Origin of the sequence: Sphingobacterium sp. B29, from assembly GCF_001952815.1 — a bacterium.
GTDB classification, from domain to species: Bacteria; Bacteroidota; Bacteroidia; order Sphingobacteriales; family Sphingobacteriaceae; genus Sphingobacterium; species Sphingobacterium siyangense.
The window spans coordinates 2,049,158-2,062,651 of record NZ_CP019158.1 but is presented as its reverse complement, the minus strand read 5'-3'; the positions used below and the strand labels follow the sequence as shown (position 1 = coordinate 2,062,651).

Genomic DNA, 13,494 nt, shown 5'->3' with positions numbered 1-13,494 from the left:
CTGCAAGCATAAAACAAGATAAATTTCAGTACTCATCCAAAAACAAATGTACTTTTGACTATTTATTCGAAAAATTAAAAGTGAATTCTATTTTAATTTTATTCAACCTAATTTTGAGTTAATTACGGCTCAAAAACCAATTTCTTATGAATATAAGCCCAAATGATGATGTCAAATGTTTAATGAATTTCAAAAGATTAAACACAAAAAATAAAAAATACGTACAGATCTTGACCTTATTTAATAAAATCTGTAATATTGAAAAAAAGTTACATTCCTCAACCCTACCAATCTAAGGAATTCAACTTCACACTATCATATCATGAAAAACGATAAAGATCCAGCTCATAATGATGCAAGCTTGTTAGCTAGGCTCCGAGAAGGCGATTTAGAGGCTTTCAATATTTTGTATGATAAATATTGGTCTTTACTTTTAGATGAATCTTACAAAAGACTCGAAGATTTAGCTTCCTGTGAAGAGATTGTTCAGGATGTATTTATTGAACTTTGGGAACACTGTCCCAGTAGAGAGATTCACAACCTGAAATCCTACCTCATTGCATGCATGAAATACAAAGTCTTTGAAACCTATAAGAAAAACAAACGCAGAAATATCCTTATCGAAGAAAATCATCACCTTTATCGAAGTTATGAAATTCTGGAAGGAGATCAGTATGCCGAAAAGGATTTAAAATCTTTAATTGAACAATGGGTAGCCCATCTCCCACAAAAAAGAAAAGAAATCTTTAAAATGAGATACTTAGATGGACTTACCACAAAAGAAATTAGTGATTTGACAGAAACTTCCCAAAATACAGTTCAAAATCACCTCGGAGTATCAATTCAAAAATTAAAAAAACTTGTTATCCAACATTTTTTGACGCTACTCATAATTTTATACAACTGTAAATAAGTAAATTACAAACAAACACCAATTTAGACTAGTACATTTTTTCTTTTTAGGGGCACTATTTAAGTGAACATTGTACTAATCATATGCAATATCCTAACCAAGAGCTCGAAAAGCTAATTGACAAATACTTAAAAGGCGAAGCCAATTCGGAAGAAATGGACGTCGTGGAACGTTTTTTCGATTCATTTTCATCCCGACCGAATTTAATCAAAACACTACCCGATCATGTACAGAAAGCACTCAAAGCACGCATTCATGGCAGAATTATAAAGAAACTGACTCGGAGGAATCAGAAAACATTCAATTTCCCTAGAATTGCAGCAGCTGCAGCTATCCTCTGTATCGCTTTTACAGCTCTTTATCTTTACAAAATTGCGCAACCAAACAATCGAGAAATTACGCTAACAAACGGACAACAGCAGCGAATTGTTCTAGAAGATGGTACAAAAGTTACACTTAATGCTTCGAGCAAAATAATCTATCCCGCCTCATTCAAAGATTCCAGCACACGTGAAGTTACTTTGATTGGGGAAGCATTTTTCGATGTCGCCAAAAATCCATCCAAGCCCTTCCTTATTCATACACCAAGAATGGAAATTAGCGTACTGGGAACCGCTTTCAATGTGCGCGATTATGCCGAAGAAAATAATGCCCAAACAGCTTTGGTACGTGGCAAAGTATCCATCTGGAAAAAAGGAACTGACAATCAGAAATTTATATTAAAGCCCAAAGAAAAGTTTGTGATCAGAAAGGTATATGGAGTTGAAAAGGAATTCCCATCTACAACTACTAAAACCGCATCGGCTCCTATGGCAATAGCTATTCAGCCATTTTCCATCTCTGAAAAAGACGGATCCGCTTTAGAAACCGAATGGTTATTAAATCGGATTACCATTCAAGATGATAGATTACTGGATATCGCCTTAAAACTAGAACGCATGTATGGCGTGGAAATTAAAATTACAAACAAAGCAGTTGCTAACCAACGCTATTCAGCAACATTCGAAAACGAACAACTAGAAAATATCCTAAAAGCATTACAAACTGTCAATTACTTTCAAATTAAAAAAACGGGGAAAAATCAAATACAACTACTCTAAAAACAATCAACCTATATAACTCACATGAACAAAACAAAACCCAAATTTAGAAAAGAGTCGAGATTGGCTTTACTGCTCATTTGTCTTAGCGCCATGCATATACAGAGCTTCGCCTATTCTCAAACTGAAAAAATTGATGTCTCCGTCCAGGGAGGAAAACTCGAAGATGTATTTCAAACAATCAATGACAAGAGCAAATACAAAATGTTCTTTAGCAAATCGACTCTCCCAAACTCGACAATCAATATTGTTGGAAAGAAAATCAGTGTAAAAGATCTTCTTTCCCAGTCTCTGGCCGGGAGCAACCTAACATGGGAAGTATTGGACAATGACATTATCGCTATAAAAGAAAAAAAAGAGAATCAGCAACACATTGCGGGCCAAGTAGTCAATGAAAATGGAACGCCTTTGGCAGGAGTATCTGTTATCATAAAGGACTGGCAAAAAGCAGAATACCGCAATATGCAAACGAGTACCGCAACGGATGTCAATGGACAATGGGGACTGCGTATTCCAAATGACGATGTCATTATTACTTTTTCTTTTATTGGTTATCAGAAGGTTGATATCACTGCAAAGCAGCTTATTGCCAATTCTACTCCTATTAAACTGAAACCGGAAGAAGGAAGCTTAGAAGAAGTGGTTGTTATTGGCTACGGTACGACAACACGTAGACTGAATACGGGATCAGTTGCTTCGATCACAGCGAAGGACATTACCTCTCAACCTGTAAGTAATCCCCTTGCCGCACTATCGGGAAGAATGTCCGGTGTATTGATCGCCCAAAACAATGGTGTGCCCGGAAGTGCTGTTCAGATTCAGATTAGGAATCAAGCGTCATTAAGTGGAACAACCTCTGGTTCAATACCGCTATACGTGGTTGATGGAGTTCCATTTACCAATTTTAACGGCGGACAACCTGCAACAGATAACCTCAATTCATTTGGTATCTCAGCTTCTTCAGGCGGCTTAAGTCCCTTCAGCATGATTAATCCAGCGGATATTGAACGTATCGATGTCTTGAAAGATGCCGACGCTACAGCGATCTATGGTAGCCGGGGCGCAAATGGTGTCGTATTGATCACCACAAAAAAAGGATCTGCAGGTCGTACTCGCATTGGTGTAAACTTTAACACCGGATTTACCGAGGTCAACCACTTTATCCCTATGTTGAATCTAGAACAATATCTCACGCTAAGAAAAGAGGCTTTTGCTAATGCTGGAGTTACACCTACAGCCGATAACGCTCCAGATCTTATGTTATGGGATCAGAACAAATCGACAGATTGGCAGAAAATGCTGATTGGAAACAAAGGACATATTACCGACGTTCAAGCGAATATGTCTGGTGGAAACGAATCTACCCGTTTTTTCTTTAATTCGGGATATAGACGCGAGAGTACTGTTTTTTATGGAGATAGCAAAAACAGTCGCTTTACCTCACGGTTAAACTTGGATCACACCTCCTCTGACAAAAAATTCAATGCCGCTTTATCAGTTAGCTATGCCAACGACAATTCCGATATGCCTTCCTCTGATGTCACATCTCTCTACAATTTGCCCCCCAATTATCCAATCTATGGTGACAATGGAAAATACTATTGGTTACCGTCATCAGCTTTTATTGACAACCCAATCGCCTTGCTCGAACGGAAATACTTTGGTAATACCAATAATCTGATCTCGAACGCCAATCTGAGTTACAAAATTCTACCTGGACTGACAGCAAAAGCAAATTTTGGCTATACCATCACACAGTTGAACCAAAATAATCAACGCCCAATTACTTCCTTAAATAACACCGTCTCCAACCCGCTTGGATCTTCCAGTTTCTCTAATACAAAGGCCGAAAATTGGATTATTGAACCGACATTGGATTATGTAAAAAGTATCGGCGAAGGTAAATTTACGGCATTAATTGGAACAAGTTTTCAGCAAAATTCATCCCGTTCACAGACAACCAATGGTTCTAATTATTCAAACGATGCACTTTTAGGTTCGCTCAGTGCCGCAGGATTATTCACTGCCAGCAATAACCTCGTATATTACAAATACAATGCACTATTCGGAAAAGTAAATTACGACTGGAAAGAGAAATATTTGTTTAATGGAACTTTTAGAAGAGATGGCTCATCTCGTTTTGGACCTAAAAACCGATTCGGAAATTTTGGAGCAATAGGGCTAGGATGGGTCTTTGGAAAAGAGGATTTTATACAAGATAATCTAACGTTTTTAAGTTTTGGTAAATTGAGAGCGAGCTATGGAACTACAGGTAATGATCAAATTTCAAATTACCTTTATCTTCCACTCTACTCTTCAACAACCGCATATCTGAATAATCCTTCCATGAATATTGGAACACTTCCAAATGAATATATCAAGTGGGAAACAACCAAAAAACTGGAGTTTGCTTTAGATCTAGGTTTCTTGAAAGATCGAATTTTGTTTACGGGAAACTTTTTCAGAAATCGTTCTTCTGACCAGATAACTGATTTAGTTTTAAGTACTCAAACGGGCTACAACAGTTACAAAGAAAACCTACCGGCATTGATCCAAAATACAGGCTTGGAATTGGAGTTGAACACCACCAATATTACAAATGAAAATTTTACATGGAAAACATCTGCTAATTTCACGTTTTATAAAAACAAACTTGTCGAATTTCCTGGAATTGAAAACACATTTTATTCAAGTAGCTTTCTAGTTGGTGAGCCGCTCAATATGGTCCGTTTGTATCACTATCAAGGTGTAGACCCCACAACAGGAAGAGCGTTATACGAAGACCGCAATGGCGATGGGGCTATAACGGGCGACGACCGATACGTTGCTAACTTAGGTACACCTTTCTATGGTGGATTTAACAATACTTTTTCCTACAAAGGCTTCGAGCTCGGCGTATTTTTTCAATTTAACCACCGCTTTGGAGTAACTAAAATCCTCAACACGAGACCGGGTGCTATGCTCAACCAAAATGATTACTGGTTGGACAGATGGACACCAAATAACAGCAATACCAATATCCCGGGAGCAATTATCCCGACAGTACCGGCATCTTCAGCTGATGGAGTTGCATTAAGCAACTCTTATAATCAATATACCAGCTCTGATGCTGTCTATGGGGATGCTTCCTATATTAAATTGAGGTCTGTCAATTTATCTTACAACCTGCCCAAAAGCTGGACTTCGAGATTAAAAATGTCTAATTGTAATGTATTTATGCAAGGGCAAAATCTCTTTACTTGGGCCAAGAACAAATATGTCCTGGATACCGAAACGACCGTGCAAGGCGGTCCATCTGGTTTAGGAACTGGAACGATTGCCCAGGTATTGCCTCCATTGCGGACGATTGTATTTGGATTTAACTGTCAATTTTAAAACTAGAGATCATGAAATTAAACATCAATAAAAATATACTATTATTAGCAATTACCAGTGGAACTCTTTTGACCAGCTCCTGCGAAAAATTTGTGGAATTGGGCGCTCCACCGACACAAGTTGTAGCTGGCGAAGCATTCTCCACAGATGCTTCTGCAAATAGTGTCATACGCGGATTGTATACCACAACATTAAGCATCAATCTTGCCGGGACTTCAACCTTTTATACGGGAATCGCTGCAGACGACCTTCAATACAATGCGGCTGATGCAAATACCTCGGAATTCGCCAGCAATAACCTGCTAAACACAAATGGGAATGTCGCTAATTTCTGGTCAAATTGCTACCAACTTATCAAGAATGCAAACAATGCTATATCAGGTCTCGACGCATCCACCAGCCTTACCCCAAGTGTAAAAGATCAGCTCCTGGGCGAAGCGAAATTTTTTAGGGCTTATACCTATTTCTATCTCGTCAACCTCTATGGTGATGTGCCATTGCAATTACGTGATGACCTCCACGCTTTTGAAGATGCAATTCTTCCGCGAACTTCTGCACAGCAAGTATATGATCAGATTATTGCTGATCTAAAAGATGCGGAAAGTAAGATGGCGACGGCCTATGATGCAACGGCAAGCCCGAGAGGAAGAGCTAACAAAACTGCTGCAAGCGCACTATTGGCAAGAGTTTATCTCTACCAAAAGGATTATCAAAATGCCGAATCTTATGCGACCAAAGTATTACAGTCATCTGATTATGGCATGCCGACACCAGATAAAAATTTTGTAAACTCAAGTAATGAGGTTATTCTTCAACTTGGCAATCAAACGGGAGTAACGACATTTGGCTCCAATTATATTACCGCGGCTACAGCTACACCCGGCTACACTCTACCGGACGCTGTGTATAATAGCTTTGAGACATCTCCGACGGTTGACTTAAGAAAAACAAATTGGACAAGTTCAAAAACGGTCTCCAACAAAATCTATTATGCCATAACCAAATATAAAATATCCTCGGGAACAGGTTCCGAATACCATATTATGCTTCGCTTAGCCGAGCAGTATCTTATTCGCGCGGAAGCGAGGGCTAAACTGGGAAAACTTGCCGAAGCCCGAACAGATGTGGATGCTGTCCGTTCTCGCGCTGGACTTGCAGGACTTAATTCAAGCTTAAACCAAACACAATTACTATCTGCAATAGAAATGGAACGCCTGCACGAATTTTTCGGTGAGTTCGGCCATCGTTGGCTCGACCTCAAGCGGACCGATCGTGCTACCGCTGTATTGTCTCCAATCAAATCAAACTGGCAGGCCACGGATGTCTTGTATCCTATTCCACAAGCCCAGATTTTGATCAACAATAAACTGACACAGAATCCAGGATACGAAGATTAATGAATTTAAAAAATCATACAGACAAAAAATGAAAACAAAAATCTTAACGGCTGCGTTGGTGTTTTCGCTAACAGCATCTTTTGCACAACAACCAGCAAAAAACAAATACCAACAGTATCTCCCCATTATAGAAAAAGGTACGTTGGTACAAAAGGATTCGCTTGCTAATGTATTAATGAGCGAATTAAAGACGTATAAATCGGAAGAAGACTACCGTACTACAATCAACATTTTGCGTTCTTTAGGGAAGGAAGATCTGCAGGCATCTGCAGAAGTACTGGCTAAGAAAAAATATCCAAAAGGATCACTAACCCGTGATGCCTTTATCACAGATATTTTTTACAATGCAAGTACGCCAGTACAAAAAGAAAAAGCGTATAACGACCTTATCAAAAAATGGCCAGTTAAAAACTTCAAGGAAGAACCACTGACTTATGATTATGTATTGGCTAATTTAGCACAAAGTTTTGCCAACGATGGAAATGCACAAAAAGCAATATATTATCTAGGAGAAATGAAAGAACGATTCTGGCGCGGAAATGGATATATCCCTGTTGGTCAAATCCTCCTGAGGACAGGTGATACGACTACTGCAGCACCACTCTTAAAAACTGCTATGGATGATAGTTATTACTATTTAACCCTTCCAGAGAATCAAAAAGACAATAAGGCTCGGTTTGCGGCCATGGGATATGCAAGCTCCATGTCAGCTTATGTCAATATACTTGTTTCACAGAAAAAATTTACAGAAGCACTAGGTTATATAGAAAATGCATTAAATGCAGCACCAGAGCAAGCGGATGGTCTAGCGATGGTATACTACAAATCTTTAATGGGCACAGGAAGAAAGCTTGAGGCATATAATATTCTCACCAAGTTATATGCTAAAGGACAATTTGCGGTCGAAAATGATCTTAAAAAATTATATACTGAATTGAATGGATCTGTTCAAGGTTACGAGAATTTTAATGCATCCTTAAAAATAGAGTTAACGCAAAACATTCGCAACCATATCAAAGAAATGGCAACTTTTAAACCTGCACCTAATTTTGAATTACTCAATCTTAAAGGCGAAAAAGTATCCCTAGCCAGTTTAAAGGGAAAAGTTGTGGTATTGGATTTTTGGGCAACTTGGTGTCAGCCATGTATCCGTTCATTCCCAGGAATGAAGGCAGCACAGGACTCTTATGCAGATGATAAGGATGTACAATTCTTATTCATGAATACCTGGGAGCGTGATAAGAACTATAAGGAAAATGTGATATCCTTTATCACCAAGAATAATTATCCTTTTGAAGTGCTCTATGACGATCAAAAAGATCCACAAACCGGAGAAGTTATGGCCGCGAAATTCGGAGTCAAAGGAATTCCAGCAAAATTTATTATTGATAAGGAAGGAAATATACGTTATTTTCTTACGGGATCTACCCCAAATGTAGATTACATTAAATTAGAAATGAAAGAGCTCATCGAAGCCGCTAAAAAACCTTACAAAGGGTAAAAAAAGGGGGCGTCCAAAAAGATCGGACAGCCCCCTTTTTTTTAATATCCAGCCAACTATAATCCAACCAACTCCCGAGCGTAAAAGAAGAATTTTTATGGGCTTTAAGACTTTCTTTATATTGTGGATCGGATGAATCCGCCGAAATGAGCCATACAGCACATAAATTTGAGCTATCAGCAAAAATAGATCTGTCTCAGCAGTCTTATCTTTGTTGCTATACAATATGCAGATGGCAACAAGAAACAACAGGAAGAAGTGGCTTCTATTTTTGAAAAGAACAATCTTAGGACTGGCAGTTCTCATCGCTCTTATCGGACTATATATGATGCATCCACAATTCGGCAAAAGACCCTCGGGTGAAAGACTTCAACGCATACAGCTATCGAAACAGTTTAAAGACGGAAAATTCCAGAATAGCAGCCCTACACCACAGCTCACGCAGCCCTGGACCGTAGCCCTATACGATTATTTTTTTAAGCGCTCGAACGAAACAAGTCCCAAATACACTATACCAACAGTGGATATCGACTGGGAAAAGTTGTTAAGTCAGCCTCATGGGCTTGTTTGGTTTGGTCACTCCTCTTATTTCCTTCGTCTCGATGGTAAGAACATACTCGTCGATCCTGTCCTTAGTGGCAGTGCTTCCCCTATTCCAGGAAGTGTAAAAGCGTTTAAAGGAGCCGATGTCTCTACCGTATCTGCTCTACCGCCGATTGACTATCTATTTATATCACATGACCATTATGATCACATGGATTATAAGACGTTAAAGGCACTACAACCCCGGGTTGGAAAAGTCATTGTTGGCCTTGGTGTTGGCTCCCATCTTGAATATTGGGGATATCGTCCTGAGCAGATCATCGAAAAAGATTGGTGGGACGAAATCAACTTGGATGATGGTTTCAGTGTAACAGTTGCGCCCGCCAGACATTTTTCAGGCCGCAGTATATTTACTGCCAACACATTATGGGCATCCTATGCGCTCCAGACACCTTCCATGCGGCTCTATTTAGGCGGGGACAGCGGCTACGATAACCACTTCAAAGAGATAGGTAATCAATTGGGCCCTTTTGACCTGGCTATATTGGAGAATGGCCAATACGACCTCAGTTGGAAACACATACACATGATGCCGGAGGAGGTTGTCCAAGCGGCACATGATCTCAAAGCTTCCTTACTGTTTCCGGTTCATTCGTCCAAGTTTGTATTGGCCAATCATGCCTGGAATGAACCTCTAGAACGTATTTCCAAGGAAGCAATACGACAACAACAGCCTATGCTTACCCCCATGATCGGCCAGGTCATCGACCTCGATCAGCCCCCTTTAACACCTAGCTACTGGTGGCGGAAATAATGTTAAGCAACGGAATTGATAGTCGCTGGTGTTATGCCAAACTTCTCCTTGAAAGAAGCATAAAAATGAGAAAGGTTTTCAAAACCCAGATCAAGATAAAAATCTGCAGGTTTTTGTCGCTTATTTTCAATTAGATAATAAGCCTCAGAAAGACGTCTTTCTTGCAGCCATTTTCGGGGAGAGGTCTGGAATATTTTCTCAAAATCACGTTTAAAGCTTGCTAAACTCCGCCCAGTTAGTTTGGCAAAGTTTTCTAAAGGCACATTGTACCGATAGTTTTTAACCATAAACTGCTCGAGATCAATCTTATGCGGCTCCGAAAAGTCAAAAAGAAGGTCTTTTAACTGTGGATAGCTTTCCAACAACAAGGTGATCAATTCATAGATCTTGATATTTTCCATCTGCGGGCTCACTCGGTCGATGGCTTCCGCATAGGGGGTCAATGACTCAAAATAACTTTTTATAAACAGGTTACTTTCCAGTACAACATTGGACTCACCCTGATACTTTTTGTCCGAACTGAGGTGATGGTCCATCGCGTATTGCTTCAGCCGATCAGCCCCCAGCAATACTGAAACAGATTTGTAAATATTATTTTTCGCGGGATATTTAAAAGCTTTGGCCAGTTGGTTTCTACGGGCAACCACAATCTGCCCTTCTGTCGCCACCAATTTTCCTTTCTGATGGTCCAGATGTGTTTCACCAGATAGCTGAAAAAAAACGACATGTTCGGGAATGAACTGTTCGTGCCCAAATGCTTTCTCGACATAACAGGAATACAAAAAGGCATTCCCAAAATCTTTCTCTTCCATGCTCAATACGATTTATTTTAAACGGCTCTGCGATTATGGGTACCGATAGCTAAAATCAGTCCCAGCCTAAAGGTAGCAAATATCTCATACCTTTTGCAAAGTCTAGTTGTCCGAAAGCTCAAAATATAGTTGGTACACAGCTCAAATCAAGCTACCGAAAAACTCAACGCATAAATACATTCACTTTTTGGAAAGCATCCTTCTTTTTTCTAAATCGAATGGCCCATGTCATCACCTACGTGTTTCAACATGGAGCCATTCGAACTGCTTGTTATTTCTTTGCAGCAAGCCGCTTACGTATAATACTGACAAATTCGGGTGAAACCCCCAAGTAGGATGCAATATAGTATTGCGGTACCCTTTGGGAAATAGTCGGGTATAGTTCAATAAATTCCAGATAGCGATCGGCGGCTGGTTTGGCCATTGTATGGATCAGCCTATTTTGCAGAACAGCGAGCCGACGTTGCACCAACATACGAAAAACCCGCTCAAATTTTGGAACAGTCTCTAATAATCTCTCTTTCGTTTCTGGTGTTAACATTAAAAACTCACTGTCTTCTAATGTTTCCATGTATAAACTAGATGGTGTATGATAATGAAATGAAGCAATATCACTAATCCACCAATCTTCGACAGCAAATGCCAGCGTTACTTCAAAACCATTTTCATCCAGATAATAAATCCGGACACACCCTTTTTGAAGATATCCTTCAAACTGACAAATTTCCCCTTCCTCCAATAGCATCGTTTTCTTGGGCACCTTCTTTGCTGTCAGTAAACCAGTGAACTGTTCGGTTTCTTCCGCTGTCAAAGCAATGCACTTGGACACATTTTTAAGAATATTTTCGTATAGCATAGTATTTCTTTAATTAGATCCGGTCGTTAAACACCTTCATTTTCGTGTAAAATATAACCCGCTCCATAGATACTTTCGATCTGAAGTTTGCGATCCATCTGCAGCAATTTACGAAGTCGGGAGATAAAAACCTCCAGGCTTTTACCGTTAAAAAAATCCGTATTACCCCAAAACTGCAGCAGGAGATCTTTTTTATTGACCAATAGATTTTTATGAAGGACCAGATGCCGCAGCAACTCAGCTTCACGGACTGTGAGCTTTTGTATGCTCCCCATTCCATCACGCAGACTATAGCGTTCCATGTTGAGCAACAGACAACCGATAGCAAGTTCGATTTCCGGATTCGTCTGCACTTCGGGTGCATTTGCCACGGTCAATAAATTGCGAATCTTGAGCAGTATTTCGTCCATGTCAAAAGGTTTCGCAATGTAATCAACAGCACCCAGACTAAGTCCTCTGAGTCGCGATGTGCGTTCATGAAGTGCTGTCAAAAAGAAAATAGGTTGCCCAGGATTCAATTGTATCATTTGTTGCGCCAGGTCAAAACCATTACCATCGGGCAACTGCACATCAATAATTAGTAATTTAACGGCACAGGACTGAAAAGCCGCCCAGCCATCTTGCGCCGTGCTTTCCCAGCGCACCGTAAAGCCTTTGTATCGCAAATAACGTGAAAAAACTTCGCCCAAATCAGGTTCGTCTTCAATCAAAAGGATGTCAATCTTATCTTTTGCCATTGAATGCCACATTACTCATGTAAATATAAAAAATTGTACCGGAACCAGACTTACCGCCTGCTACACGGATCGTCCAACCCAGCCTGTCCAAATAAGATTTGACATAGTAAAGCCCCAGTCCTAGTCCAGGTTTATTAGCGGATAGTTTCCCTCTATAAAATGCTGTAAATATCACTTCCTGATCTGCAACAGCGATCCCAACCCCATTATCCACTATTTTGAGGTTATAATGATGACCTTGCTGCTCCCAGCTAAACTGAATCGTCTTCTTACTATTATCGTTAAATTTTATCGCATTGGATACCAGGTTATCTAAGATTGAAAAATAATAATCTTCATCAAGACTCATCTCCACATCGGCAGCTAAAGGTTCATATTGAATTTCAATTTCACCTCGGTAGCGCAAATGAAGTTCTTTCAATATTTGCTGTGTCAGCCGATCAATAGAAACGGATACAATTTTAGCCTCTTGTTCCTGTAATGCCACAGATCCCATGACCTGTTCAAAATAAGCTTTAAGTCGTTTGGCTTGCCTTTCTACGATGCGCCCAAGTTGTGCCACCTCCTTATCGTCTTTTCCTGTTTCACGATCGATCAAACTATGTGCACTGATCAAAATTGTCGTCAGTGGCGTATTAAATTCATGGCGCATATGATTTAGAAAACTCGTTTTCAGGTCCGCCAATTTACGTTGATTGATCCAATTACGATAGGTTCGATAACTCAATAATACGATCACAACAATACAAGCTAAGGAGAGTAAAAACACGGGCACCATACGTTGGACAAGACGCCAGTCCCTATTTTCATAATCAACATACAGGCTATAGGTAAAACGATAAGGAATAGGATTCTTGTCACTAACAGACAGTTGGAATACCCTATTATTATTTGTTCCGCGCTTGAGTTTGCCACTAATTAGACCTGCATAATCATCGGCTGCTAACGCATAGAAAGTCGTCCAGGCACGGTCTCTTGCATTATATATTTCCAATTTATCAAAATGGAATAGGTAAACAAGTGTCGTATCGAGCCCTTGCTGATGTACGATCCGACGAAAAATACGGTCTAACGACTGTTGCCTCCGCATCTGATCGAGAAAGCCATTCATACAATGGTTACCGTACTGGTCTGCGTCTGCGGACTTATTTATTTTTTTTTTCATACCATTTCGGCAAACAGGGTACCAATGTTGTCTGGAATATGGCATCTCCCCCCGGGAATATCTTATCATCCATAATAACAGCTCCATAAGCATTCTGGATCCGGTTGAGCTGTCCAATCTGATAATTCTTGTCTTCAAGCTTATACGTATTGAAGATCAGAAAACCGATCAACCCCGTCAAGATCAAGAAGCTTGTTCCAAATGCCCAAGGATATATATTTTTGCCGGTACTCTTCATGGTTTAAAAATAACATCAATTTGTCGAATCAAGATATCTATTA

Annotated in this window: 11 protein-coding genes; 6 read left to right on the top strand and 5 right to left on the bottom strand. The window is 39.8% G+C overall.

All coding sequences use genetic code 11. From position 1 onward, the window contains the following. Positions 1-322 precede the first annotated feature (322 nt). The 6 genes from BV902_RS08650 (at position 323) to BV902_RS08625 (ending at position 9,643) form a co-directional block, all read left to right on the top strand. On the top strand, positions 323-913 hold the full coding sequence (locus BV902_RS08650) for an RNA polymerase sigma factor (protein ID WP_075991593.1): 591 nt from the start codon (positions 323-325) through the stop codon (positions 911-913). A gap of 83 nt (positions 914-996) precedes the next feature. Beyond that, complete coding sequence (locus tag BV902_RS08645; RefSeq protein ID WP_075991592.1) at positions 997-2,013, top strand: FecR family protein; 1,017 nt, start codon at positions 997-999, stop codon at positions 2,011-2,013. A 24-nt stretch (positions 2,014-2,037) separates the two neighbouring features. After that, a complete protein-coding gene (locus BV902_RS08640; RefSeq protein ID WP_083663527.1) occupies positions 2,038-5,388 on the top strand; it encodes a SusC/RagA family TonB-linked outer membrane protein in 3,351 nt (1,116 codons plus the stop codon). Positions 5,389-5,399: 11 nt separating this feature from the next. Next, positions 5,400-6,785: a RagB/SusD family nutrient uptake outer membrane protein gene (locus BV902_RS08635; RefSeq protein ID WP_083663526.1), complete on the top strand. Its 1,386-nt coding sequence runs from the start codon at positions 5,400-5,402 to the stop codon at positions 6,783-6,785. Positions 6,786-6,813: 28 nt separating this feature from the next. Further along, positions 6,814-8,286, top strand: coding sequence for a TlpA disulfide reductase family protein (locus BV902_RS08630; RefSeq protein ID WP_075991590.1), 1,473 nt, complete (start codon positions 6,814-6,816; stop codon positions 8,284-8,286). A 232-nt stretch (positions 8,287-8,518) separates the two neighbouring features. Further along, positions 8,519-9,643 (top strand): MBL fold metallo-hydrolase, encoded by a 1,125-nt coding sequence (locus tag BV902_RS08625; protein ID WP_075994680.1) that lies wholly within the window; start codon positions 8,519-8,521, stop codon positions 9,641-9,643. Positions 9,644-9,645: 2 nt separating this feature from the next. Here the strand turns inward: BV902_RS08625 and BV902_RS08620 are convergent, their stop codons facing one another. From BV902_RS08620 to BV902_RS27535, 5 genes are all read right to left on the bottom strand, one after another. Then, positions 9,646-10,455 carry a helix-turn-helix domain-containing protein gene (locus BV902_RS08620; protein WP_070567440.1) on the bottom strand — a complete coding sequence of 270 codons (810 nt, stop codon included), beginning with the start codon at positions 10,453-10,455 and terminating at the stop codon, positions 9,646-9,648. Positions 10,456-10,726: 271 nt separating this feature from the next. Then, a complete protein-coding gene (locus BV902_RS08615) occupies positions 10,727-11,311 on the bottom strand; it encodes a Crp/Fnr family transcriptional regulator (RefSeq protein WP_075991589.1) in 585 nt (194 codons plus the stop codon). Positions 11,312-11,337: 26 nt separating this feature from the next. Beyond that, entirely contained in the window at positions 11,338-12,048 is a 711-nt protein-coding gene (locus BV902_RS08610; RefSeq protein ID WP_075991588.1) for a response regulator transcription factor, read from the bottom strand. Then, complete coding sequence (locus tag BV902_RS08605) at positions 12,035-13,213, bottom strand: sensor histidine kinase (RefSeq protein ID WP_075991587.1); 1,179 nt, start codon at positions 13,211-13,213, stop codon at positions 12,035-12,037. The genes BV902_RS08610 and BV902_RS08605 overlap by 14 nt, the downstream gene beginning before the upstream one ends. Then, a complete protein-coding gene (locus BV902_RS27535; RefSeq protein ID WP_075991586.1) occupies positions 13,194-13,451 on the bottom strand; it encodes a hypothetical protein in 258 nt (85 codons plus the stop codon). Before BV902_RS27535 ends, BV902_RS08605 begins: the two co-directional genes overlap by 20 nt. Between the last annotated feature and the right edge of the window lie 43 nt (positions 13,452-13,494).

Coding starts and splice junctions, on each gene's coding strand:
- BV902_RS08620 (WP_070567440.1), bottom strand. CDS start 10,455: ATGGAAGAGAAAGATTTTGGGAATGCCTTTTTGTATTCCTGTTATGTC.
- BV902_RS27535 (WP_075991586.1), bottom strand. CDS start 13,451: ATGAAGAGTACCGGCAAAAATATATATCCTTGGGCATTTGGAACAAGC.
- BV902_RS08630 (WP_075991590.1), top strand. CDS start 6,814: ATGAAAACAAAAATCTTAACGGCTGCGTTGGTGTTTTCGCTAACAGCA.
- BV902_RS08625 (WP_075994680.1), top strand. CDS start 8,519: ATGGCAACAAGAAACAACAGGAAGAAGTGGCTTCTATTTTTGAAAAGA.
- BV902_RS08605 (WP_075991587.1), bottom strand. CDS start 13,213: ATGAAAAAAAAAATAAATAAGTCCGCAGACGCAGACCAGTACGGTAAC.
- BV902_RS08635 (WP_083663526.1), top strand. CDS start 5,400: ATGAAATTAAACATCAATAAAAATATACTATTATTAGCAATTACCAGT.
- BV902_RS08640 (WP_083663527.1), top strand. CDS start 2,038: ATGAACAAAACAAAACCCAAATTTAGAAAAGAGTCGAGATTGGCTTTA.
- BV902_RS08615 (WP_075991589.1), bottom strand. CDS start 11,311: ATGCTATACGAAAATATTCTTAAAAATGTGTCCAAGTGCATTGCTTTG.
- BV902_RS08610 (WP_075991588.1), bottom strand. CDS start 12,048: ATGGCAAAAGATAAGATTGACATCCTTTTGATTGAAGACGAACCTGAT.
- BV902_RS08650 (WP_075991593.1), top strand. CDS start 323: ATGAAAAACGATAAAGATCCAGCTCATAATGATGCAAGCTTGTTAGCT.
- BV902_RS08645 (WP_075991592.1), top strand. CDS start 997: ATGCAATATCCTAACCAAGAGCTCGAAAAGCTAATTGACAAATACTTA.